General features: G+C 66.0%; 25 protein-coding genes and 2 pseudogenes. 7 read left to right on the top strand and 20 right to left on the bottom strand.

The window, feature by feature from the left end:
• Window positions 1–2: 2 nt before the first annotated feature.
• From AC0MAZ_RS05670 to ubiE, 6 genes are all read right to left on the bottom strand, one after another.
• On the bottom strand, window positions 3–275 hold the full coding sequence (locus tag AC0MAZ_RS05670) for a twin-arginine translocase TatA/TatE family subunit (RefSeq protein ID WP_028688374.1): 273 nt from the start codon (window positions 273–275) through the stop codon (window positions 3–5).
• Between the two features lie 167 nt (window positions 276–442).
• Window positions 443–778 (bottom strand): phosphoribosyl-ATP diphosphatase, encoded by a 336-nt coding sequence (locus AC0MAZ_RS05675; protein WP_050707262.1) that lies wholly within the window; start codon window positions 776–778, stop codon window positions 443–445.
• A 1-nt stretch (window position 779) separates the two neighbouring features.
• A complete protein-coding gene (gene hisI, locus AC0MAZ_RS05680) occupies window positions 780–1,172 on the bottom strand; it encodes a phosphoribosyl-AMP cyclohydrolase (RefSeq protein ID WP_050707261.1) in 393 nt (130 codons plus the stop codon).
• Between the two features lie 73 nt (window positions 1,173–1,245).
• A complete protein-coding gene (gene ubiB / locus AC0MAZ_RS05685; RefSeq protein ID WP_232856266.1) occupies window positions 1,246–2,859 on the bottom strand; it encodes a ubiquinone biosynthesis regulatory protein kinase UbiB in 1,614 nt (537 codons plus the stop codon).
• A complete protein-coding gene (locus AC0MAZ_RS05690) occupies window positions 2,856–3,479 on the bottom strand; it encodes a ubiquinone biosynthesis accessory factor UbiJ (protein ID WP_475860566.1) in 624 nt (207 codons plus the stop codon). The genes ubiB and AC0MAZ_RS05690 overlap by 4 nt, the downstream gene beginning before the upstream one ends.
• Entirely contained in the window at window positions 3,479–4,249 is a 771-nt protein-coding gene (gene ubiE, locus AC0MAZ_RS05695; protein WP_203648331.1) for a bifunctional demethylmenaquinone methyltransferase/2-methoxy-6-polyprenyl-1,4-benzoquinol methylase UbiE, read from the bottom strand. Before ubiE ends, AC0MAZ_RS05690 begins: the two co-directional genes overlap by 1 nt.
• Window positions 4,250–4,374: 125 nt before the next feature.
• Between ubiE and AC0MAZ_RS05700 the strand changes: the two genes are divergently transcribed.
• From AC0MAZ_RS05700 to AC0MAZ_RS05715, 4 genes and pseudogenes are all read left to right on the top strand, one after another.
• Complete coding sequence (locus tag AC0MAZ_RS05700) at window positions 4,375–4,650, top strand: polyhydroxyalkanoic acid system family protein (RefSeq protein ID WP_110734705.1); 276 nt, start codon at window positions 4,375–4,377, stop codon at window positions 4,648–4,650.
• A 249-nt stretch (window positions 4,651–4,899) separates the two neighbouring features.
• Window positions 4,900–5,322, top strand: coding sequence for a phasin family protein (locus AC0MAZ_RS05705; RefSeq protein WP_110734707.1), 423 nt, complete (start codon window positions 4,900–4,902; stop codon window positions 5,320–5,322).
• 10 nt (window positions 5,323–5,332) lie between these two features.
• Window positions 5,333–5,671: pseudogene (locus tag AC0MAZ_RS05710) on the top strand (phasin family protein); the annotation flags it as partial.
• A gap of 90 nt (window positions 5,672–5,761) precedes the next feature.
• Window positions 5,762–6,076, top strand: a pseudogene (locus AC0MAZ_RS05715) (hypothetical protein); the annotation flags it as partial.
• Between the two features lie 102 nt (window positions 6,077–6,178).
• On the opposite strand, the gene AC0MAZ_RS05720 reads toward AC0MAZ_RS05715, so the two are convergent.
• From AC0MAZ_RS05720 to gshB, 14 genes are all read right to left on the bottom strand, one after another.
• The gene (locus tag AC0MAZ_RS05720; RefSeq protein WP_203648328.1) at window positions 6,179–6,793 is read right to left on the bottom strand and encodes a TetR/AcrR family transcriptional regulator; all 615 of its coding nucleotides are present in this window, start codon (window positions 6,791–6,793) and stop codon (window positions 6,179–6,181) included.
• 4 nt (window positions 6,794–6,797) lie between these two features.
• On the bottom strand, window positions 6,798–8,462 hold the full coding sequence (gene phaC / locus AC0MAZ_RS05725) for a class II poly(R)-hydroxyalkanoic acid synthase (RefSeq protein ID WP_254464069.1): 1,665 nt from the start codon (window positions 8,460–8,462) through the stop codon (window positions 6,798–6,800).
• Window positions 8,463–8,564: 102 nt separating this feature from the next.
• A complete protein-coding gene (gene phaZ / locus AC0MAZ_RS05730; protein WP_203648324.1) occupies window positions 8,565–9,416 on the bottom strand; it encodes a poly(3-hydroxyalkanoate) depolymerase in 852 nt (283 codons plus the stop codon).
• A 64-nt stretch (window positions 9,417–9,480) separates the two neighbouring features.
• Window positions 9,481–11,160 carry a class II poly(R)-hydroxyalkanoic acid synthase gene (gene phaC, locus AC0MAZ_RS05735; RefSeq protein ID WP_203648322.1) on the bottom strand — a complete coding sequence of 560 codons (1,680 nt, stop codon included), beginning with the start codon at window positions 11,158–11,160 and terminating at the stop codon, window positions 9,481–9,483.
• 336 nt (window positions 11,161–11,496) lie between these two features.
• A complete protein-coding gene (locus AC0MAZ_RS05740) occupies window positions 11,497–11,874 on the bottom strand; it encodes a gamma-butyrobetaine hydroxylase family protein (RefSeq protein WP_232856271.1) in 378 nt (125 codons plus the stop codon).
• 176 nt (window positions 11,875–12,050) lie between these two features.
• Window positions 12,051–13,394 (bottom strand): ATP-dependent protease ATPase subunit HslU, encoded by a 1,344-nt coding sequence (hslU, locus tag AC0MAZ_RS05745; RefSeq protein WP_110734717.1) that lies wholly within the window; start codon window positions 13,392–13,394, stop codon window positions 12,051–12,053.
• A gap of 74 nt (window positions 13,395–13,468) precedes the next feature.
• A complete protein-coding gene (gene hslV, locus AC0MAZ_RS05750) occupies window positions 13,469–13,999 on the bottom strand; it encodes an ATP-dependent protease subunit HslV (protein ID WP_011536056.1) in 531 nt (176 codons plus the stop codon).
• A 204-nt stretch (window positions 14,000–14,203) separates the two neighbouring features.
• Entirely contained in the window at window positions 14,204–15,475 is a 1,272-nt protein-coding gene (locus tag AC0MAZ_RS05755) for a dihydroorotase (protein WP_203648316.1), read from the bottom strand.
• Complete coding sequence (locus tag AC0MAZ_RS05760) at window positions 15,472–16,476, bottom strand: aspartate carbamoyltransferase catalytic subunit (protein ID WP_050707248.1); 1,005 nt, start codon at window positions 16,474–16,476, stop codon at window positions 15,472–15,474. Before AC0MAZ_RS05760 ends, AC0MAZ_RS05755 begins: the two co-directional genes overlap by 4 nt.
• Window positions 16,477–16,488: 12 nt before the next feature.
• On the bottom strand, window positions 16,489–17,007 hold the full coding sequence (gene pyrR / locus AC0MAZ_RS05765) for a bifunctional pyr operon transcriptional regulator/uracil phosphoribosyltransferase PyrR (RefSeq protein ID WP_475860578.1): 519 nt from the start codon (window positions 17,005–17,007) through the stop codon (window positions 16,489–16,491).
• Between the two features lie 51 nt (window positions 17,008–17,058).
• Complete coding sequence (gene ruvX / locus AC0MAZ_RS05770; RefSeq protein WP_475860579.1) at window positions 17,059–17,484, bottom strand: Holliday junction resolvase RuvX; 426 nt, start codon at window positions 17,482–17,484, stop codon at window positions 17,059–17,061.
• Window positions 17,484–18,053 carry a YqgE/AlgH family protein gene (locus AC0MAZ_RS05775; protein ID WP_203648314.1) on the bottom strand — a complete coding sequence of 190 codons (570 nt, stop codon included), beginning with the start codon at window positions 18,051–18,053 and terminating at the stop codon, window positions 17,484–17,486. The genes ruvX and AC0MAZ_RS05775 overlap by 1 nt, the downstream gene beginning before the upstream one ends.
• A 170-nt stretch (window positions 18,054–18,223) precedes the next feature.
• On the bottom strand, window positions 18,224–19,123 hold the full coding sequence (locus AC0MAZ_RS05780; protein WP_203648312.1) for an energy transducer TonB: 900 nt from the start codon (window positions 19,121–19,123) through the stop codon (window positions 18,224–18,226).
• 89 nt (window positions 19,124–19,212) lie between these two features.
• Window positions 19,213–20,166 (bottom strand): glutathione synthase, encoded by a 954-nt coding sequence (gene gshB / locus AC0MAZ_RS05785; RefSeq protein ID WP_050707244.1) that lies wholly within the window; start codon window positions 20,164–20,166, stop codon window positions 19,213–19,215.
• Window positions 20,167–20,506: 340 nt separating this feature from the next.
• Between gshB and pilG the strand changes: the two genes are divergently transcribed.
• The 3 genes from pilG to AC0MAZ_RS05800 are packed head-to-tail and all read left to right on the top strand — an operon-like array spanning window position 20,507 to window position 21,872.
• On the top strand, window positions 20,507–20,908 hold the full coding sequence (gene pilG, locus AC0MAZ_RS05790) for a twitching motility response regulator PilG (protein ID WP_475860582.1): 402 nt from the start codon (window positions 20,507–20,509) through the stop codon (window positions 20,906–20,908).
• Between the two features lie 47 nt (window positions 20,909–20,955).
• Entirely contained in the window at window positions 20,956–21,321 is a 366-nt protein-coding gene (pilH, locus tag AC0MAZ_RS05795; protein WP_280082108.1) for a twitching motility response regulator PilH, read from the top strand.
• Entirely contained in the window at window positions 21,318–21,872 is a 555-nt protein-coding gene (locus AC0MAZ_RS05800; RefSeq protein WP_166885909.1) for a chemotaxis protein CheW, read from the top strand. The genes pilH and AC0MAZ_RS05800 overlap by 4 nt, the downstream gene beginning before the upstream one ends.
• The last annotated feature ends 25 nt before the right edge of the window (window positions 21,873–21,897 follow it).

Raw genomic sequence — 21,897 nt, forward strand, 5'->3', positions numbered from 1 at the left:
GGTCAGTCTTTCCGCTGTGGCTCTTGGACCGGCTGGGCCTGGCCCTCGATGGTGTGGCCCTGGGCCTGCTGCGCGGTGTTCTGTACCGGCGGAACCGGTTGCGCCGGCGGCGGGGTCTGCTCGGCGGGCTTGGTTTCTTCTTCGTTCATGGCTTTGCGGAAGCCCTTGATCGATTCGCCCAGGTCGCTGCCGAAGTTCTTCAGTTTCTTGGTGCCGAACACCAGCACCACGACGACCAGCAGGACGATCCAGTGTTTCCAGTCAAAAATGCCCATTTCAAGCTCCTGAAAAGATGTGTCTGTCGGCGGGAGCCGAACTGGCTTCCAGAGGGTTTGCAGGACCCTGTGGGAGCGGGTTTACCCGCGAACAAGGGCGAAGCCCTTGCCATGCACCGCGGCGCCTGGTTCGCGGGTGAACCCGCTCCCACAGGGGAATTGAAATCTCAGGCAGAAGGCTGACGCGCAGCCTTCTCGTCATGCCCGGACAACCCGAACCGACGCTCCAGCTCATCAAGCACCGCCTGCGGATGCTGGCCCAGCGCGCTGAGCATGACCAGGCTATGAAACCACAGGTCTGCGGTCTCATAGATGACATCGCTGTAATCCTTGCTGGCGGCGGCATCCTTGGCGGCGATGATGGTCTCGATGGACTCTTCGCCGAGCTTCTCGAGGATCTTGTTCAGGCCCTTGTGATACAGGCTGGCCACGTAGCTGCTGTCCGGCGCCGCGTGCTTGCGTTCCTCCAGCACCTCGGCGAGGCGGTTCAGGGTGTCGCTCATGTCAGTGTCCTGCGCTGTAGATGGCGTCCGGATCCTTCAGGACCGGGTCGACGGTTTTCCACTGGCCGTCCTCGAAGACGCGGTAGAAGCAGCTTTCGCGGCCGGTATGGCAGGCGATATGGCCCAGTTGCTCGACCATCAGGATGATCACGTCGGCGTCGCAGTCCAGGCGCATTTCGTGAAGCTTCTGCACATGGCCCGACTCTTCACCCTTGCGCCACAGCTTGCCCCGTGAGCGCGACCAGTAGATGGCGCGATGCTCGGCGGCGGTCAGGGCGAGGGATTCACGGTTCATCCAGGCCATCATCAGCACGCGCCCGGTCTTGTGGTCCTGGGCGATCGCCGGCACCAGGCCATCGCTGTTCCACTTGATCTCGTCCAGCCAGTCTTTCATCGTCGACTCCAAACCGGGCCCGCTCCCGTACCGGGCCCCTTTGCGCTAGTGTGCCAGCCGGCGGCGCGGCTGGCTATCGGCGCACGATCAGGTACAGGCCGGCGGCCAGCATCAGCCACGCCGGCCAGGCGGCCGGGGCGCTGAGGCTGACGGCACCGGCCGCCAGGGTGGCGCCGCCACCGAGCAGGCCGGCGCCGAGCAGGCGCAGCGCCCAGTTGTCGCCGGCGCGGCGCCGCTCGGGCAGTTGCGCGTCGTGCAGATGCGGTTGCGACAGGCGCTCGAGCAGGTCGCGGGTCATGTCGGCCAGGTGCGGCAGTTGCTCGGCCTGGCTGTACAGGTTGCCGATCACCGCCTTCGGGCTCATGCGTTCGCGCATCCAGCGCTCGAGGAACGGCTTGGCGGTGCTCCACAGGTCGAGGTCGGGGTACAGCTGGCGGCCCAGGCCTTCGATGTTGAGCAGGGTCTTCTGCAGCAGCACCAGCTGCGGCTGGACTTCCATGTTGAAGCGCCGGGCGGTCTGGAACAGGCGCATCAGCACCTGGCCGAAGGAGATGTCCTTCAAGGGTTTCTCGAAGATCGGCTCGCACACGGTGCGGATCGCCGCCTCGAACTCGTTGACCTTGGTCTGCGCCGGCACCCAGCCCGAATCGATGTGCAGCTGGGCCACGCGGCGGTAATCGCGCTTGAAGAAGGCGATCAGGTTGCGGGCCAGGTAGTCCTGGTCCTCGGAGGTGAGGCTGCCGACGATGCCGCAGTCGATGGCGATGTACTGCGGGCTCCAAGGCTTGACCGTGCTGACGAAAATGTTGCCCGGGTGCATGTCGGCGTGGAAGAAGCTATCGCGGAACACCTGGGTGAAGAACACCTCGACGCCGCGCTCGGCGAGCATCTTCATGTCGGTGCGCTGGTCGGCCAGGGTGGCCATGTCGGTGACCGGCACGCCATAGATGCGCTCCATCACCAGCACCTTGGGCCGGCAGAAGTCCCAGTACACTTGCGGCACGTACATCAGCTCGGAGCCTTCGAAGTTACGTCGCAGCTGGCTGGCGTTGGCCGCCTCGCGCAGCAGGTCGAGCTCGTCGTAGATGGTCTTCTCGTAGTCACCGACGATCTCCACCGGGTGCAGGCGGCGGGCATCGGCCGAGGCACGCTCGGCGGCCTTGGCGATCAGGAACAGCCAGGCCAGGTCCTGGGCGATGATCGGCTTGAGGCCCGGGCGCACCACCTTGACCACCACTTCCTCGCCGCTCTTCAGGCGCGCGGCGTGAACCTGGGCCACCGAGGCCGAGGCCAGCGGCTCGACGTCGAAGCGGCTGAACACCTCACCCACCTTCGCTCCGAGCTGTTCCTCGATCAGCGCCACGGCGTGCTGCGGGTCGAACGGCGGCACCCGGTCCTGCAGCAGCATCAGCTCGTCGGCGATGTCGGTGGGCAGCAGGTCGCGGCGGGTGGAGAGCAACTGGCCGAACTTGATGAAGATCGGTCCCAGGTCCTGCAGCGCCAGGCGCAGGCGCGCGCCGCGGCTCAGCTCCAGGGGCTTGCGCGGCAGCCAGCGCCAGGGCATCAGCAGGCGCAGGCTGGCCAGCCACCAGGGCAGCAGGGGCTGTTCGAACAGCAGGTCATCGAGGCGGTAGCGGATCACGACGCGCTGGATGCGCAACAGACGGCGGACGGCGAGCAGCTTCATGCGTTATCGCTGGTATCAAGAGTGTGGGCGAGGCGGCGCAGGCGCGCCTCGAGACGTTCGATGTCGACCTTCAGCGCATCGAGTTCGCTGAACGCCGCTTCGGCTTCGCGTTTGCCGACCAGGGTACGGGATTCCTCGGCCAGGTACTCGGAGAGGTTTTCGCCGAAGCGCGCCAGGCCCTGGCGGGTCCAGCGCGCGCGCAGGCGCAGGTGGCCGGCGATCAGCGCGGTGGGCACCGGGCCCAGCCAGCGCTGCAGCTCGTATTCCCAGTCCAGTTGCAGGTCCTGCAGGATGCCGAACAGGTTGAGCAGCACGGCGCTGTCGCCATGCAGTTCGACCTGGGGGCTGTGCAGCACGGCGGTCTTGTCCTTGGCCAGGGCCAGCTGCGCCAGGCGCCCGGCGGGGGCGCGCAGGGTGCAGTCGACCTCGCTCTCCCAGTGGGCGGCGAGCATCAGGCCTTCCTCGTCGGGCAGCACGAACAGCTTCAGGGCCGGCTGCACGCAGTCGATCTCGATCACCCGGCCTTCCAACGCCGCCAGGCGCGGGAGGGCGGTGCTGTCCAGGCGCAGGACACGGTTGAGCCCGTGCTCGGCGCTGGCGAGCAGGCCGGCCAGGAGCATCAGGGCTTGATCCCCCGGTGCACGGCGACGATGCCGCTGGTCATGTTGTGGTAGGTGACGCGGTCGAAGCCGGCCTCGACCATCATGCTCTTGAGGGTTTCCTGGTCGGGGTGCATGCGGATCGATTCGGCCAGGTAGCGGTAGCTTTCCGAGTCGTTGGTGATCAGCTTGCCGGCCAGCGGCATGAAGGCGAACGAGTAGGCGTCGTAGGCCTTGGACATCAGCTTGTTGGTCGGCTTGGAGAACTCCAGGATCAACAGGCGGCCACCGGGCTTGAGCACCCGCAGCATGGAGCGGATGGCTTGGTCCTTGTGGGTCACGTTGCGCAGGCCGAAGGCGATGGTCACGCAGTCGAAATGGTTGTCCGGGAACGGCAGCTTCTCGGCGTCGGCCTGGACGAACTCGATGTTGCCGGCCACGCCGCGATCAAGCAGGCGGTCACGGCCGACCTTGAGCATCGAGTCGTTGATGTCGGCAAGCACCACCTGGCCGGTCGGGCCGACCAGGCGCGAGAACTTGGCGGCCAGATCGCCGGTGCCACCGGCGATGTCCAGCACCCGATTGCCGCTGCGCACACCCGACAGCTCGATGGTGAAGCGCTTCCACAGGCGGTGCATGCCGCCGGACAGCACGTCGTTCATCAGGTCGTACTTGGCGGCCACCGAGTGGAACACCTCGGCGACTTTCTTCGCCTTCTGGCTCTCGGGCACGTCCTGGTAGCCGAAGTGAGTAGTGGGTTCGGCGTGGTCGCCTTTGCGCTGGTCGGTCATATCGCTTCACCAGAAAAAAATTACGGCCATTCTAGGGGCTGCGGGCGGATTTGTCTTGGCGGGGTGTGTCATGCAGAGGGGGCGGGCATAATGGTGATTATGTCTTCATATCCAGGAACACCCGCATGACCCAGATCAGCGTCGAACGCAAACACTCCCTCGGCCGTGATGCCGCCCGTGCCAAGGCCGAGGCGCTGGTCGACAAGCTGACCCGCGAATACGACCTCAAGGCCACCTGGAACGGCGACCGCGTCGATGTGACGCGCAGCGGCGCCAACGGCAGCGTGCACATCGGCGAGGACACCATCCGCGTCGAGCTGAAGTTGGGCATGATGCTGTCGATGATGAGTGGCAGCATCAAGGGCGAGATCGAGCGGGCGCTGGACAAGGCGCTGGCCTGACACTGCGCGCTCCTTGCTGTTTGCGGGCGCGGGCCTTGTGGGAGCAGTTATTGTGGGAGCGGGCTTGCCCCGCGATAGCGCCAGCCCGGGCAATAGCTATCGCGGGGCAAGCCCGCTCCCACGCAAACGCAAACGCTGCATGACCCCACCTTAGGGTGAGGATTCTAATTTTTCCGCCTACCTTCACGCTCAAGCCCTGCCTCCCAGGGCAGTTCCTCCCTCCCCTTGAACGAGCATGAGGTGCAGAGCATGGCCAAAGTGAATCTCAAGCAGAAAGACGACGCCCAAGGCAGTACCCTGGGCGAGGTGCGCGGCTACGCCCGCAAGATCTGGCTGGCGGGCATCGGTGCCTACGCCCGCGTCGGCCAGGAAGGTTCCGACTACTTCAAGGAGCTGGTGAAGGCCGGCGAAGGCGTCGAGAAACGCGGCAAGAAGCGCCTGGGCAAGGAGCTCGAGGCGGCCAACGGCCATCTTGACGAAGCCACCCAGGAAGTCAGCCGGGTACGCGGCAAGGTCGAGGTCCAACTGGACAAAATCGAGAAAGCCTTCGACGCCCGTGTCGGTCGCGCCTTGAATCGCCTCGGCATTCCGTCTAAACATGACGTTGAGGCGTTGTCCATCAAGCTTGAACAGCTGCACGAGCTGCTCGAGCGCGTCGCGCACAAACCATAAGGAGAGCAGGATGGCTGGCAAGAAGAACACCGAGAAAGAAGGCAGCTCCTGGATCGGCGGAATCGAGAAGTACTCCCGCAAGATCTGGTTGGCTGGCCTGGGTATCTACTCCAAGGTCGACCAGGATGGTCCGAAGCTGTTCGATTCGCTGGTGAAGGATGGCGAAAAGGCCGAGAAGCAGGCGAAGAAAACCGCTGAAGACGTGGCCGAAAGCGCCAAGTCGTCGACCAACTCGCGGGTGTCGGGCGTCAAGGACCGTGCGCTGGGCAAGTGGAGCGAGCTGGAAGAGGCCTTCGACAAGCGCCTGAACAGCGCCATCTCGCGCCTGGGCGTGCCCAGCCGTAATGAGATCAAGGCTCTGCACCAGCAGGTCGACTCGCTGACCAAGCAGATCGAGAAGCTGACCGGCGCGTCGGTGACCCCGATCTCCAAGGCCAATGCCGGCAAGACCGCGGCCAAGCCCCTGGCCAAGGCGGCAGCCAAGCCTGCGGCCAAGACCGCTGCGGCAAAACCGGCGGCCAAGCCTGCGGCGAAAACCGCGGCGGCCAAACCGGCAGCCAAGCCAGCGGCGGCCAAGCCAGCGGCCAAACCCGCTGCTGCCAAGAAACCGGCTGTGAAAAAAGCCGCCCCGGCCAAGCCTGTGGCAGCCAAGCCGGCTGCTCCGGCGCCTGCCGCCACCGCGGCCCCGGCCCCGAGCGCGGCCCCGGCCAGCAGCACGCCGTCGGCACCGGTGAACGCGGCCACCCAGGCCTGACACCGCGTCGCCCATTTCGCGGGTGAACCCGCTCCCACAGGCTTTTCACAATCCTGTGGGAGCGGGTTCACCCGCGAAAGCCTCAACGCTGATCTGACGCGGCTACCCCTCCAGATACCGCATCGCCAACTGCTCCGCCGCCCTGCGTGCCGGTGCCTGCAGATGCGGCGCCACCAGCATCATCACCTGGTACACCACCACCCCCACGTCGCCCTCGCGCCCCAGCACCCGCTGGTAGTCCAGCGAGCACATCAGGGTCAGGGTGATCTGCTCCACCAGTTGCCCCAGCGCCTGGGTTTCACTGGTCACCTGGCCCTGCCCCTTCAGGCTGGCCAGCAATGCCGCCAAGGTGCGCTTCAGGGCGTTGATCAGGCTGCGCATGCCCCGCGCCAGTTTGGGCAGGCGCCCGGTGAGGTTGGACAGGTCCTGGAACAGGAAGCGGTACTGGGCCATGCGCTCGACGATCAGGTGCAGGAACAGCCAGTAGTCCTCGGCGTCCAGGCGCACGTCCAGGGGCGGATCGAGCAGTGGCATCAACGCCTCTTCGAAGCGCTCGAACAGGCCGATCACCAGCGGCTCCTTGCCGTGGAAGTGGTAGTACAGGTTGCCGGGGCTGATCCCCAGTTCGTTGGCGATCTCCAGGGTCGAGACGTTCGGCTCGCCCTGGCGGTTGAACAGCTGCAAGGCACATTCGAGGATACGGTCGCGGGTCTTCATCCGGTCAGCGCGCCAATACGTAGCTGCCCGGCGCGGGGCCCAGCGCTGGGTAGGTGGCGTTGCCCAGTTCCTCGCGGGGCGCCTTCAGCGTGCCGGAGCGCTCGCTGATCCATTCCAGCCACAGCGGCCACCAGCTGCCGTCGCGGCGTTGGGCATCGTGGAACCAGGCCCGCGGGTCGCTGGAGAGCTTGGGGTTTTCCAGGTAGTAGGCCTTGGGGTTGCCGGGCGGGTTGATGATGCTCTGGATATGGCCGCTGTTGGCCAGGATGAAACGCCGGTCGCCGCCGAGCAGCAGGGCCGAGCGGTAGACCGCGTCCCACGGGGTTATGTGGTCGTTGCTGCCGGCCACGGTGAAGCTGTCCAGCCCGACCTGCTTGAGGTCGATCGGCGTGCCGCACACCTCCAGCCCTTCGGGGAAGGTCAGCGGGTTGAGCTTGAAGAAGTCCAGCAGGTCGCCGTGCAGGGCGGCAGGCAGGCGGGTGTTGTCGGCGTTCCAGTAGAGGATGTCGAACGCCGGCGGGGTCTTGCCCATCAGGTAGTTGTTGACCCAGTAGTTCCAGATCAGGTCGTTGGGGCGCATCCAGGCGAAGATCCGCGCCACTTCGCCGCCATCTAGCACGCCGCGCTGGTACGAGCGGCGCTTGGCCGCCTCGATGGTCTGCTCGTCGGCGAACAGGCTGGCGGGGCTGTCGAACTGGCTGTCGAGCAGGCTCACCAGGTAGGTGGCGCTGCGCACCTTGCGCAGTTGCTTCTTGGCCTGCAGGTGGCCCTGCAACGCGGCCATGGTCAGGCCGCCGGCACAGGCACCCATCAGGTTGGGATCGCGGTTGCCGCTGATGCTGCGGCAGGCGTTGAGCGCTTCCTCCACGGCCTGTACGTAACTGGACAGGCCCCACTCGCGGTGACGCGGATCGGGGTTGCGCCAGCTGACCATGAACACCTGCAGGCCCTGCTTGAGCATGTACTGGACGAAGCTGTTGGTCGGGCTCAGGTCGAAGATGTAGAACTTGTTGATCTGCGGCGGTATGACCAGCAGCGGCCGGGTGTACTGTTTCTCGCTCATGGGCTTGTACTGGATCAGCTCCAGCAGCTCGTTGCGAAACACCACAGCACCAGGGCTGGCGGCCAGGTTGCCGCCGACTTCGAAGGCGCGTTCGTCCACCTGGCGCGGCAGGCCGTCGTTGTGGCGCAGATCGTCGAGCAGGTGGCTGGCCCCGCGCAGCAGGCTCAGGCCGCCGGTGTTGAACAGCTCCTTGACCGCCAGCGGGTTGAGCAGCGAGTTGCTCGGGGCGAAGGCGTCGCTGACCAGGTTGAACAGGAACTGCGCCCGGGCGCGGTCGTCGTCGGCCAGGCTGCTTTCCTCGATCCACTGGCGGGTCTGCTTCTGCCAGGCCAGGTAGGCCTGCAGGCCGCGGCGGTAGAACGGGTTCTGGCTCCAGGTCGGGTCGCTGAAGCGCGTGTCGCGGGGGTGGGGCTGATAGGCACTGTCGCCGATCAGCACGCGGCCCAGCTGGCCGCCGAGGCTCAGCAGGTGATGGGCGGTGTGCAGCGGGTTGCGCAGGCTGATCCTGCCGACCTGGCGCAGTGTCGAGATCAGGTCGCGACCGCGCAGGCCGGTGATGGCGTTCTGCACGTTCATGCTGGTGACGGGCACCGGTTTGTCTTTCATGCCAACACTCCATCGTTTAGCAATCGGGCAGATCGCGGGGCAAGCCCGCTTCCACGCCAGCTTTTCTGGGGCGGTGGGAGCGGGCTTGTCCCGCGATCGGCATCAGGTGCGCGCAGCGGGCCGGGGGTGCATGACCGCGCGTTGGCGTTCCTGCTCGAGGAATTTCATGATGATCGGCGCGACGGCCTCGGCCCGGGTGATCAGGAACAGGTGGCCGTCGTCGATTATGTGTAGCTGGGCATTGGGAATTCGCCAGGCCAGCAGGCGCATGTTGATCAGGGGGATCAACGGATCGTCGTCGCCGGCCAGCACCAGGGTGGGCTGGTGGATCTTGTGCAGCCAGTGGATGCTGGTCCAGCCGAGCCCGGCGAACAGCTGCCAGTAGTAGCCCAGCTTGCCGCCCGAGCGGACCTTCGACGCATGCTGCATGGCCAGGTCCGGGTCGCGCCGGAAGCCGCCGCCATAGATCAGCGGGGCGATGCGGATCACATGGGAGGGCTGCACGTAGCGCCGTGGGCTGGCCATCATCCACAGCACCTTGGGCTTGCCCGGCACCATCACCGCGCCGGCGGCGGTGGCGGCCAGCACCAGCTTCTTGCAGCGCTCGGGGTAGTCGTGGGCGAACTGCTGGGCCAGGGCGCCGCCCCAGGACACGCCGATGACATTGACCTGGCCGTAGTCCAGGTAGTCGAGCATGCGCGCGGTCAGCTTGGCCAGACCGGGAAAGCGGTAGGGGTGGCGGGGCGTCGACGAGCCGCCGACCCCGGGCACGTCGAAGGCGATGACCTCCAGGTCCGGGTCCAGCGCCTCGATGAACGGGAACACCAGCTCGAGGTTGGCGCCGATGCCGTTGAAGATCAACAACGGTGTCAGGTGTGGCTTGCCCGGCCGGACCGCGGTGCGGATGGACTGATCGTCCAGCTCGACGGTCCTGAAAATGTACGGTTGCGGCATGCGCGTGACTCTGTGGTGAAGGTAGCGCCGCGATGCGCCGACAAGCCCATCGCGGCGGTTCGGTTCAACGCTCGTGCACGTATGTTCCCGGTGCGGCCTCGCCTGCGGTATAGGTGCGGTTACCCAGCTTTGTAGGCGCCTTCTTGAGTTCGCCGGCGCGCTCGCCCAGCCAGGCCTGCCAGTGCAGCCACCAGGAGTCGGCATGCTTGATGGCGTTGTCCTGCCAGGCCACCGGGTCGTCCGGGCGGTCCTCGCCGGTCATGAAGCGCGCCTTGGGGTTGCCCGGCGGGTTGAGGATGCTCTGGATATGGCCGCTGTTGGACAACACGAACTCGATCTTGCCGCCGAACAGGTGCGCCGAGCGGTAGCACGACTGCCATGGGGTGATGTGGTCGGCGGTGCCGGCGACGCTGTAGATGTCGCAGTCGACCTTCTTCAGGTCGATGGCGGTGCCGCATACCTCGAGGGCGTCGGAGCGGGTCAGCGGGTTGTTCTTGAACATTTCGATCAGGTCGCCGTGGAAGGCGGCCGGTAGGCGGGTGGTGTCGTTGTTCCAGAACAGGATGTCGAACACCGGCGGCTCGTTGCCGAGCAGGTAGTTGTTGACCCAGTAGTTCCAGATCAGGTCGTTGGGGCGCATCCAGGCGAACACCTTGGCCATGTCGCTGCCTTCGAGCACCCCGGCCTGGTAGGAGTGGCGCTTGGCTGCTTCCAGGGTCTGCTCGTCGACGAACAGCGCGACCTGGGTGTCGACGGTGGTGTCGAGTACGCTCACCAGCAGGGTGAGGGCGTTGACCTTCTTCTCGCCAAGCGCGGCGTAGTGGCCCACCAGCGCGGTGCAGGTGATGCCGCCGGAGCAGGCGCCGAGCATGTTCAGATCCTTGCTGCCGGTGATCGACAGCACCGCGTCGACCGCCTCCTTGAGCGCGTCGATGTAGGTCGACAGGCCCCACTCGCGCTGGGCCTTGGTCGGATTGCGCCAGCTGACGATGAAGGTCTGCTGCTGGGAACGCAGGCAAAAGCGCGCCAGGCTTTTTTCCGGACTCAGGTCGAACACGTAGAACTTGTTGATCTGTGGTGGCACCACCAGCAGCGGGCGGCTGTGCACCTGCTCGGTGATGGGGCTGTACTGGATGAGTTCCAGCACGTCGTTGCGGTACACCACCGAACCTTCGCTGGTGCCGAGGTTCTTGCCGACCTCGAAGGCCTCCATGTTCACCTGGCTGGGCATGCCGCCGTTGTTGACGATGTCCTTGGCCAGGTTGGACAACCCGTCGAGCAGGCTCTTGCCGCCGGTCTCGAAGAAGCGCTTGACCGCGGCGGGATTGGAGAGGGTGTTGGTGGGGGCCATGGCCTCGGTCACCAGGTTGATGACGAACTGCCCGCGGCTGATGTCCTGGGGCGACAGGTCGCTTTCGCCGATCCAGTCGTTGAGCTCCTTGCGCCAGGCCAGGTAGGTCTGCAGGTAGCGGCGGTACAGGGGGTTCTTGCTCCACGCCGGGTCGGCGAAGCGACGGTCGTCGCCTTCGGGCTGCAGGGACGACTTGCCCAGCAGCACGTTCTTCAGCTCCAGGCCGAAATGCGCCACATGCTTGGCGCTGTGCAGGGGCTGGCGTACCGCCTGGCGCAGTACCGTGCGCGCCGATGTCAGCAGATCCTTGCGGCGAATGCCGATGACCGGGTTCAGCCCCAGGGTGTTTTCCGAGGCCTGCCGCTGCAACTCATCGTTGTTCTTGTTACTCATCTACGACGCTCCGTTGTCCTGAGACGAGTACCGGCGTGCTGTGACAGCCCGGTACTGCTACTCGGGTGACCAGTGATAAGGAACAGCGGTGCTGCGACCGGATGCGTGCCGATGATGAGCTGCGTGGGTTTCTGCGTGTGAAGACAACCTGCTTTCGCTCGCGACCTCTACATACCGGCCTGGCCCTGCCTGCCATCAAGGCAATGCAGGGAACTTGCCAGCTCCATTGGTTACCCGACTTTCGTGTAATGCGCAAGACAGCCAATCTTTGGCAGTCATCAAGGCATTCAAGCAGATGAGATTAGAAAATGCGCTCTAAAGCTTGCGAGCCTTGAGCTAGAGCATCAATTTCACCACCGATTCGGACGGGTCGCGGGACTTGCCGGCCTTGTGCAATTCGTCGAGGTAGTCGGCCCACAGCTGCTCCTGGCGCAGGCACAGCTGCTCGAGGTACTCCCAGGTGAACAATCCGGAGTCATGGCCGTCGTCGAAGCTCAGTTTCAGTGCATATTGACCGGCTGGTTCCAGGCCGCTGAGGCCGACGTTGATCTTGCCGAACTGCAGGATGGGATTGCCGTGACCCTGGACCTCGGCGGAGGGGGAGTGCACGCGCAGGAATTCGGCGGGCAGCTGGTAGACCTCGCCGGGGGCGTAGGTGAGGGTGAGGGTCTTGGAGGCTTTGTGCAGGTTGATGGCGGTGGGGAGGCGGGCCATGGGTGGAATCTCTGGTGAGCTGATGGTGCAAGCTTCGGGAGATTCAGGAGATTGTGCAAGGGGGCTGCTTTGCAGCCCTTTCGCGGCACAAGGCCGCTCCTACAAGGAGAATGCAGTCCCCCCCTGTAGGAGCGGCCTCGTGCCGCGAATGGGCCGCGCAGCGGCCCCATGCGGTCTTACAGGATGTAACGCGACAGGTCTTCGTTCTGCGCCAGCTCGCCCAGGTGGCTGTTCACGTAGGCGGCGTCGATGTGGATCGGCGTCTCGTCATGCGTGCTGGCCAGGTCGCCGGCGCTGAACGACACCTCTTCAAGCAGGCGCTCGAGCAGGGTGTGCAGGCGGCGGGCACCGATGTTCTCGGTCTTTTCGTTGACCTGGTAGGCGATCTCGGCCAGGCGCTTGATGCCGTCGGCGGCGAACTCGATGTTCAGGCCCTCGGTCTTGAGCAGGGCGCTGTACTGTTCGGTCAGCGAGGCGTGCGGCTCCTTGAGGATGCGCTCGAAGTCTTCCGGGGTCAGCGCCTTGAGCTCGACACGGATCGGCAGGCGGCCCTGCAGCTCGGGCACCAGGTCGCTCGGCTTGCTCAGGTGGAAGGCGCCGGAGGCGATGAACAGGATGTGGTCGGTCTTGACCATGCCCAGCTTGGTGTTGACGGTGCAGCCCTCGATCAGCGGCAGCAGGTCGCGCTGCACGCCTTCACGGGAGACATCGGCGCCGCCGACGTTGCCACGCTTGGCCACCTTGTCGATCTCGTCGATGAACACGATGCCGTGCTGCTCGACCGCTTCCAGGGCCTTGCCCTTGAGCTCTTCCTCGTTGACCAGGCGGCCGGCTTCCTCGTCGCGGACCATCTTCAGGGCATCCTTGACCTTCAACTTGCGGCTCTTGCGCTTGCCCTTGCCCATGTTGGCGAACAGGCTCTGCAGCTGGTTGGTCATCTCTTCCATGCCGGGCGGCGCGGCGATCTCGACGCCCATGTTCTCGGCGACTTCGATCTCGATTTCCTTGTCGTCCAGCTGGCCTTCGCGCAGACGCTTGCGGAACAGCTGGCGAGTGTTGGAGTCGCTGCTGGACTGCTGGGCTTCCTCGCTGAAGCTGCTGACCCGCGCCTGCGGCAACAGGGCGTCGAGGATGCGATCTTCGGCGGCGTCCTCGGCGCGGTGGCGCACGCGGACGATTTCCTGCTCGCGGAGCATCTTCAGGGCGGCGTCGGCCAGATCGCGGATGATCGACTCGACATCACGGCCAACGTAGCCCACTTCGGTGAACTTGGTCGCTTCGACCTTGATGAACGGCGCGTTGGCCAGCTTGGCCAGGCGGCGGGCGATCTCGGTCTTGCCGACGCCGGTGGGGCCGATCATCAGGATGTTCTTGGGGGTCACTTCGGCACGCAGCTCGGCGGGGAGCTGCATGCGCCGCCAGCGGTTGCGCAGGGCAATGGCGACGGCGCGCTTGGCGTCGTCCTGGCCGATGATGTGGCGGTTGAGTTCGTGAACGATTTCGCGGGGGGTCATGGACATGATGAATGTGGTCCTCGAGCAGAGTGATCAGTGTGGAAAAGTCCCGCTGCGAGCGGGACGCCAAAACAACTGATTCACTCGGCCAGGTCCTGCTCCTCGATGGTCAGGTTGTGGTTGGTGAACACGCAGATGTCGCCGGCGATGTTCAGGGCGGCCTCGGTGATTTCACGGGCCGACAGGTCGGTCTTGTTCAGCAGCGCGCGGGCCGCGGCCTGGGCGTAGCCGCCACCGGAGCCCATGGCGATCAGGCCGTCCTCGGGCTCGACCACGTCACCGTTGCCGGTGATGATCAGGGAGGCGTCCTTGTTGGCCACGGCCAGCATGGCTTCCAGACGGCTGAGCGAGCGGTCGGTGCGCCATTCCTTGGCCAGCTCGACGGCGGCACGCACCAGGTGGCCGGAGTGTTTCTGCAGCTGGGCTTCGAAGCGCTCGAACAGGGTGAAGGCATCGGCGGTGGCACCGGCGAAGCCGGCGATGACCTGGCCGTTGTACAGGCGACGGACCTTCTTGGCGTTGCCTTTCATCACGGTGTTGCCGAGGGAAACCTGGCCGTCGCCGCCCATGACGACTTTGCCGTTACGGCGGACAGAAACGATGGTAGTCAAGGGAGAGTCTCCACGCAGCGGGGCGAAAATGCCTGATGCAGACTCATATGGGGGGAGGGGGGAAGGATTTCAACCTTGGGGGATGAGTGGTTGGCGCAGGGCAGGCGCATTCATGTTGGGGCATTCGCGGGTAAACCCGCTCCCACAGGCGCTTCGATAGCCCTGTGGGAGCGGGTTTACCCGCGAAGGGGGCGGTGCGGTCTATCAGGCTTCGTGGCAGACGTGCCCGTCGACCAAGGTATAACGCACCGCGCCCGGCAGGCAGTGGCCGATGAACGGGCAGTTCGCGCCGCGAGAGAACCACTGCTCGCCAGCAACCGTGGACGCTTTTGGATCGAACAGCACCAGGTCCGCCGCGCCGCCCACCTTCAGTTCGCCGGCCGGCAGGCGCATGGCCGCCGCCGGGCCGCTGCTCAGGCGTGCCAGCAGGGTAGGCAGGTCGAGCAGGCCGTCCTCGACCAGGGTCATGGCCAGCGGCAGCAACAGCTCGACGCTGCTGATCCCCGGCTCGGTGGCACCGAACGGCGCCAGCTTGGCGTCGCGCTCGTGGGGCTGGTGATGGCTGGAGATCGCCTGGATCACCCCGGACTTCACCGCTTCGCGCAGGCCGTCGCGGTCGGCGGCGGTGCGCAGCGGCGGCTGCACGTGGTACAGGCTGGAGAAGTCGCGCAGCGCCTCGTCGGTGAGGATCAGCTGGTACAGCGCCACGTCGGCGGTGACCGGCAGCCCCAGCGCCTGGGCCTGGGCGATCAGCCGGGCGCCGCGGGCGCTGGTGATCTGGGTGAAGTGGGCGCGTACGCCGGTCTGCTCGACCAGCAGCAGGTTGCGGGCCAGGGCCACGGTTTCGGCGGTTTCCGGGATGCCCGGCAGGCCGAGGAAGCTGGCCATCGGGCCTTCGTGGGCCAGGCCGCCTTGCGACAGGTCGCGATCCTGGGAGTGGAACACCACGGTCAGGTCGAAGGTCGCCGCGTACTCCAGGGCACGGGCCAGGGTGCGGTTGTTGGGGATTTCCTTGAGGCCGTTGCCGAAGGCCACGCAACCGGTGTCGCGCAGGGCCACCAGTTCGGCCAGTTGCTCGCCTTCCAGGCCCTTGGTCAGGGCGCCGATCGGGTAGACCTTGCTGTTGGCGGCTTCGCGGGCGCGGTCGAGGATCAGTTCGGCGACCGCCGAAGTGTCCAGCACCGGCTTGGTCTGCGGCGGGCAGCACAGGCTGGTGACGCCACCGGCCACGGCGGCACGGGTTTCGCTGGCGATGTTGCCCTTGCGGCTGTAGCCCGGCTCGCGCAGGGAGACACCGAGGTCGACCAGGCCCGGGGCGGCCACCAGGCCGTCGGCCTGGATCGTGCGGCTGGCGCTGAAGCCGGCCGGCGCCGCGCCGATGGCGGCAATACGGCCGCCGTCCAGGTGCAGGTCGGTGATGCGGTCCAGGCCGCTGGCAGGATCAATGACCCGGGCGCCGATAATGCTGATGGTCACTGGGCGTTCTCCTGGTCGAATTGACGTTGCGCGTTCTGCCCGCTCATGGCCATGGACAGCACGGCCATGCGCACGGCGATGCCGTAGGTGACCTGGTTGAGGATCACCGAGTGCTGGCCGTCGGCCACTGCCGATTCGATCTCCACGCCGCGGTTGATCGGGCCCGGGTGCATGACGATGGCATCCGGCTTGGCACCGGCCAGGCGCGCGGTGGTCAGGCCGAACAGGCGGTAGAACTCGCCCTCGCTGGGCAGCAGGCCACCGGCCATGCGCTCGCGCTGCAGGCGCAGCATGATCACCACGTCGACGTCCTTGAGGCCTTCGGCGAGGTCGGTGTAGACCTTCACCCCGTACTGCTCGATACCGATCGGGATCAGCGTCTTCGGACCGATCACGCGGATGTCCGGGCAGCCCAGTGCCTTGAGCGCGAGCATGTCCGAGCGGGCCACCCGCGAGTGCAGGATGTCGCCGACGATGGCCACGGAGAGGTTTTCGAAACCGCCCTTGTGCCGACGAATGGTGAGCATGTCGAGCATGCCCTGGGTCGGGTGGGCGTGGCGGCCGTCGCCGCCGTTGATCACCGCCACGTCCGGGCACACATGCTCGGCGATGAAGTGGGCGGCGCCGGAGTCGGAGTGGCGCACGACGAACATGTCGGCGGCCATGGCCTCCAGGTTGCGCAGGGTGTCGAACAGGGTCTCGCCCTTGCTGGTCGAGGAGGTCGACACGTTCAGGCTGATCACGTCGGCCGACAGGCGCTGGGCGGCCAGTTCGAAGGTGGTGCGGGTACGGGTGGAGTTCTCGAAGAACACGTTGCACACGGTCTTGCCGCGCAGCAACGGGACTTTCTTCACGGCCCGGGCGCCGACTTCGAGGAAGGAGTCGGCGGTGTCGAGGATCTCGGTGAGCAGTTCGCGGGGCAAACCGTCGAGCGAGAGGAAGTGGCGCAGCTGGCCCTGGTCATTGAGCTGCAGCGGGCGCTTGGCGTCGAATGGCGTCATCGCGGGGGACTCTTAAAGGGCGGAAGCGGGAGCGAGGTCCTGGCGCTCGAGGGCGAGCGGCGTGGGTCCGGTCAATTTTACCCGTTCATGGGCCGCCAGGGACAGGGTGGCGCCGAGTACATTCGGGCGGATCGGCAATTCGCCGGCATCCAGGTCGAGCAGACAGACCAAGGTCACGCTGGCCGGGCGGCCATAGTCGAACAGTTCGTTAAGGGCGGCGCGAATGGTGCGCCCGCTCATCAGCACGTCGTCCACCAGCACCAGATGCTGGCCTTCGATCTCGAACGGCAGCTCGGACGGGCGCACCTGCGGGTGCAGGCCGTTTTGGCTAAAGTCGTCGCGGTAGAAGGACACATCCAGGGTGCCCAGCGGGCCTTGGTCGCCCAGCTCGGCCTGCAGGGCCTGGGCCACCCACACGCCGCCGGTGCGGATGCCGATGAAGCGCGGCTCGCTGATGCCGCGGCGGGCCAGGTGGGCGCGAAGGTCGACGGCCATCTGCCGGATCAGGTCGGCGGGATTGGGTAGGCTCATTGCGTGCTCCTCGGAAGGCGGGCGCCGGCTCCAGCCGGCGGCAAAGCGGATTTAAGTGTTGGCCTCCAGCCAGCCTTGCAGCAGCAGGGCGGCGGCGATGGCGTCGACCGGGTTGTCGCGGTAGCTGCCATGGCGCCCGCTTCGGGCCATCTGCTCGCCCTTGGCCTCGAAGGTGGTCAGGCGTTCGTCGTGGGTGTGCACCGGCAGGTTGTAGCGACCGTGCAGGCGCCGGGCAAACTTCTCGGCGCGCTCGCTCATCTCGCTGGGCGTGCCGTCCATGTTCAGCGGCAGGCCGACGACGATGGCGTCGGGTTTCCATTCCTTGATCAGCTTCTCGACCTGGTTCCAGTCCGGCACGCCGTTCTGCGCCTTGAGCGTGCACAGTTCGCGGGCCCGGCCGGTGATCACCTGGCCGACGGCGACGCCGATCTGCCGGGTGCCGTAGTCGAAGCCCAGCAGCAGACGCAGTTCGGCCATCAGGCGTGGCCCGCCTGGCTGGTCAGCAAGCTGAGGTTGATCCCCAGGCTCGCGGCGGCGGCGCCCAGGCGCTGGTCGCTGGCCAGGCCGAAGATGATCTCGGGGTCGAAGGGGCAGTTGAGCCAGGCGTTATCGGCCAGCTCCGCCTCCAGCTGGCCGGCTTCCCAGCCCGCGTAGCCCAGGGTGATCAGGCTCTTGCGCGGGCCGTCGCCGGCGGCGATGGCGAACAGCACGTCCTGGGAGGTGGACAGCGACAGACCCTCCAGCTCGACCGTGGCCTGGTAGTTGCGGTCGTTGCTGTGCAGCACGAAACCGCGGTCGGTCTGCACCGGGCCGCCCTGGTAGATCGGAATGTGCAGGGTGCTGGCGGGCGGCTCGTCGTTCGGGCGCAACTGCTCGAGGATGTCGGCCAGGTTCAGCTCCTGCGGGCGGTTGACCACCAGGCCCATGGCGCCGTGGGCATTGTGCTCGACGATGTAGGTGAGGGTCTGGGCAAAGTTCGGATCGGCCATGTGCGGCATGGCGATCAGGAACTGGTGCTTGAGGTAGCTGGGGGCGAGGGTCTTCATGTCCGCTAGTGTGGCGCCAGGTGGCGGGGCTGGCAAGGTGCGCGACAAGGCTTGTGGCGTTCCTGTGGGAGCGGGTTTACCCGCGAATGCGCCAGATCAGGCAATGACGTTGTCTGCTCGGCCGCATTCGCGGGTAAACCCGCTCCCACAGGGACTTTGCAGGCTTTGGATCAGTTGCTCGACAGCTTGTCCCCGCGGGCGAAGCGCCAGGTGCGGATGATCTCCAGGCGGTCGAACTCCGCCAGGTCGCCGGTGAACGGCGCGAACGGCGCCGCCAGGCGCACGATGCGCTGGGCTGCCTGGTCCAGCACCGGTTGGCCTGACGACTCCAGCACCAGCACCTCGTACAGCGAGCCGTCGCGGTTGATCGACACCATCATTCGCAGACTGCCGTACATCTGCTGGCGCCGGGCCTCTTCGGGGTAGTTGAGGTTGCCGATGCGCTCGACCTTCTTGCGCCACTCTTCCTTGTACCAGGCGCCCTTGTCGCGCAGGGTTGAGGCGGCGTTCAGGCGATGGATGCGCGGGCGCTTGGCATACAGTTGCTGTTCATGGGACAGCTCGGCCTCGAGGCTGGCGATCTGGCTCGACAGCTGCGAGCTGTCGAAGTCCGGCACCTTGGCTTCGGGTTTGGGCTGCGGCTTGCTTTCCTTCGGCTTGGGCTCGACCTTCTGGGTTTTCGGCGCCTGGGTGGCGACCACGGACTTCGCCGGTGCGGGCGGGGTTTCCGGTTTCGCGGCCGGTGGCGGGGTGATCTTGTTGATCTTGCTGTCCTGGAACGGCGCGACCTCGGTGGTCTTGGGCACCGCCTTTTTATCCAGGGTGCCGCTGCCCTGCTGGTTGTCCTGGGCCTGGAAGTCGGCCTTCTCGGGCGCTTTTTCGCTCTTGAAGGTGGCCAGGGTGATGTCCATGGTGTGACGGATATCAGCCGGTTTGACCACGGTGAAACCCACGCCCAGGATCAGCGCCAGGTGCACCAGGGCAGCCAGGAACAGGGTGAAGCCGAGCCGGTCCACCGGGCGAACGCGGGGTGGCAGCAGGTCGGCGGGGATGTCGGCGGGCAGCGTCATCAGGTATCCAGCAACCGCGAAACAGGGCGCAGGTCAGCGAAAAGGACCGGCATCATACCCCACTCCGCGGGTTTGCCACGTGTCGGCGGTCAGCGCGCCTGCAACTGGCGATCAATGGCGTCCATCAAGCGGCCGCCGATATCGGTGTTGTAGGCCGCGTCGATCTCGCGAATGCAGGTCGGGCTGGTGACGTTGATCTCGGTGAGGTAGTCGCCGATCACGTCCAGGCCGACGAACAGCAGGCCCTTCTCGCGCAGGGTCGGGCCGACCTGGGCGGCGATCCAGCGGTCGCGCTCGCTCAACGGCCGGGCTTCGCCGCGTCCGCCGGCGGCCAGGTTGCCGCGGGTCTCGCCGCTGGCCGGGATGCGCGCCAGGCAGTAGTCCACCGGCTCGCCGTCGATCATCAGGATGCGCTTGTCGCCGTCCTTGATCGCCGGCAGGTAGGCCTGGGCCATGATCTGCTGGGCGCCGAGCGCGGTCAGGGTCTCGAGGATCACCGACAGGTTGGGGTCGCCGGCCCGGTGGCGGAAGATCGAGGTGCCGCCCATGCCGTCGAGCGGCTTGAGGATCACATCGCCATGCTCGGCGGCGAAGGCGCGGATGATGTCCGGGCGGCGGCTGACCAGGGTCGGCGGCGTGCACTGCGGGAACAGCGTGGCGAACAGTTTCTCGTTGCAGTCACGCAGGCTCTGCGGGCGGTTGACCACCAGGACGCCTTCGGCCTCGGCCTGTTCCAGCAGGTAGGTGCTGTAGACGAACTCCATGTCGAAGGGCGGGTCCTTGCGCATCAGGATCACGTCCAGCTCGGCCAGGGGGCTGTCCTGCTCCTCGTCCAGCTCGAACCAGCGGGCCGGGTCGGCGAACACCTTGAGCGGACGCATCCGCGCGCGGGCCTTGCCCTGGGCCTGGTACAGGTCGCGCTGTTCCATGTAGAACAGGCTCCAGCCGCGGGCCTGGGCAGCCAGCAGCATGGCCAGCGAGCTGTCCTTTTTGTAGGAGATGGACGCGATGGGGTCCATGACAATCCCGAGGCGAACGCTCATGGGGTAGTTCCTCTTGGCGGCCGGTGGCCGCGATGGCACGAAAGAAAAGTGGCTCAGGGTGGCGCCGGGCGCGCCCACGGTCAAGGGGCGGGCGGATGGAATGGCCTCCGGGAGTGTGCTAAAAAGGCCGGACAAGTGGTCTGTGTTGGCCTCCAGCCTGGCCGTACCTCCAAGAGCTGGGGCTGCTGCGCAGCCTATCGCGACACAAGGCCGCTCCCACAGGGTTCGGCGTCGGATGGCTGCTCAGCGCAACGCATGGACAGGTGGGAGCGGCCTTGTGTCGCGATGGGGCGCGAAGCGGCCCCAGGATTTCGGCCCCGGCAGCGATGGTAGTGCGACTATGGAACAACCCCTGAAGGTGATGGTGATCGACGACTCCCGCACGATCCGCCGCACCGCGCAGATGTTGCTCGGCGAGGCCGGCTGCGAGGTGATCACCGCCAGTGACGGCTTCGACGCCCTGGCCAAGATCGTCGACCACAAGCCCCGGATCATCTTCGTCGATGTGCTGATGCCGCGCCTTGACGGTTACCAGACCTGCGCCATCATCAAGCACAACAACGCGTTCAAGGACACCCCGGTGATCCTGCTCTCTTCCCGCGATGGCCTGTTCGACAAGGCCCGCGGCCGGGTGGTCGGCTCCGACCAGTTCCTGACCAAACCGTTCAGCAAGGAAGAACTGCTCGACGCGATCCGTGCCTGCGTGCCCGGTTTCGCCGCGCAGGACTCAAACGCACCCTGACGCCGCCTTCACCGGACGGCGTCTCTATTTCCTGATGGGGAAACAGCATGGCCCGAATTCTGATTGTCGATGATTCGCCGACAGAGATGTATCGATTGACCGAATGGCTCGAAAATCACGGCCACCAGGTGCTCAAGGCCGACAATGGTGCCGACGGCGTGGCCTTGGCCCGTCAGGAAAAACCCGACGCCGTGCTGATGGACATCGTCATGCAAGGCATGAATGGTTTCCAGGCCACCCGCCAGTTGAGCAAGGATGACGAGACCCGTCACATCCCGGTGATCGTGGTGACCACCAAGGATCAGGATACCGATCGCATCTGGGCCCTGCGCCAGGGCGCCCGCGATTTTTTGACCAAACCGGTGGAGGAAGAGGCACTGATCGCCAAGTTGAAAGAAGTGCTCGGCGCTTGACCACCCGCCCGCAGGGCGCGTCGCTGACCGCCTTCGAGCTGTTGCTGGACATCGACCGGCGCTGCCGTCTGCTGGTGGCCGACCAGCCACCGCAGGACACCCGCCTGCAGCAGTGGAGCGGCATCGGTTTTCGCATCGCCGGGCAGTGGTTCGTCGCGCCCATGGGCGAGGTCGCCGAGGTGCTGCGCGAGCCCCGCAGCAGCCGGGTACCAGGCGTGCAGCCCTGGGTCCGCGGGGTGGCCAACCTGCGCGGGCGACTGTTGCCGGTGATGGACCTGTGCGCGTTTTTCGGCCTTGGCCCGGCGGCGGCGGGCAAGCAACGGCGGGTGCTGGTGCTCGATCACGAGGAGTTGTTCGCCGGGCTGCTGGTGGACGAGGTGGTGGGTCTGCAGCACTTCGCCCTGAGCAGCCTCGAGCTGTCGCCGCCGCAGCCATTGATCCGCGCGGCCGCGCCCTTCGTGCAGGGCCATTTTCCCCGTGAACGCAACTGGGCGATCTTCAGCCCGTTCGCCCTGGCCCAGGCCCCGGGTTTTCTCGATGTGGCGTTGTAGAGGATTTTCGACGTGAACAAGCCAG

It is taken from the genome of Pseudomonas sp. A (assembly GCF_056270345.1).